The following is a 606-nucleotide window of genomic DNA, read 5'->3' on the forward strand; positions in this document are numbered from 1 at the left end:
ATTTTATCATTCTAAGCTTCTGATTTCTTTTTCAATATCTTGAATTAAAACCCGTAGAATATTTTCGGTCATAGTCAAATAATTAATTCTAAGTTTAGAAAAATTGTAAATATCTACAACTGCATTTATAAAGGCATCGTTCTGTTTTAAATTTTCAATATTCTTGGGTCGGTTATACTCATATATCACTTCTTTACCATCCGCTGAAACCTCAGTAGTCATAGAGAAATTTGCTCTTTGCTGTTTTTTAAATTCAGGATAAAATTGGGTTCCATAGCCATTCGCACGCGCATCAATATTTCTAAATTCTTTTTCGTACATCAATGTTATGCGCAGCCTCAGCGTATCATTAGAAATGATTTTATTGGGATTATTTTCCAGGTTTTTGTAGGCTGTATTCGCATTATTAAAAATGGGATTTCTATCTATTTGATCTAACCAAACAGAAATCGAATCTATATGATTATTTTCGGAATTAAGGAACAACAAAAAAGAATTGGAGTTCTGTGATGCCTGATTTAATATGCTTTTAATTTCACGTACCTCCTCAAGGTTTTTAGTCAGGTCACCATTTAATTGCTCTAAAATGGTAATTTCATTCTTCTG

At 31.0% G+C, this 606-nt stretch carries 1 protein-coding gene; it reads right to left on the reverse strand.

The genetic code is table 11. From position 1 onward, the window contains the following. Nucleotides 1-6: 6 nt before the first annotated feature. A partial coding sequence (locus AAGF08_RS20450; protein ID WP_343513312.1) for a hypothetical protein occupies nt 7-606 on the reverse strand: 600 nt, incomplete at its 5' end.

It is taken from the genome of Algoriphagus sp. SE2 (assembly GCF_039563885.1).
Taxonomy (GTDB): domain Bacteria; phylum Bacteroidota; class Bacteroidia; order Cytophagales; family Cyclobacteriaceae; genus Algoriphagus.